Source organism: Pseudomonas sp. AC083 (assembly GCF_979253165.1).
The window spans coordinates 1-229 of the sequence record NZ_CEEDDH010000388.1 but is presented as its reverse complement, the minus strand read 5'-3'; the positions used below and the strand labels follow the sequence as shown (position 1 = coordinate 229).

Sequence of the window (229 nt, the reverse complement as noted above, 5' to 3'; positions counted from 1 at the left end):
TGAGCGGCGAGCAGGCCGGCGGGGCTGACAAGACTGACGGCGGTCTGACCGTCATACAGCTTGCGGCTGGCGTTCTGGCTGATCGCTTGCAGGCTGTAGAGGTTGATGTCGACCGACAGCGAGGCGATGACTTTGCCGTTGACCTGCAGCGGGAAGACGATCCTGGTCATCAGCACTTTGTGGCCGTCGATGACATAGAAGTACGGCTCGATCACACACGGTTTGAGCG

General features: G+C 60.3%; 1 pseudogene. It reads right to left on the bottom strand.

Going from position 1 to position 229, the window contains the following annotated elements:
- A pseudogene (locus AC0IXA_RS28300) lies at window positions 1-229 on the bottom strand (chemotaxis protein); the annotation flags it as partial.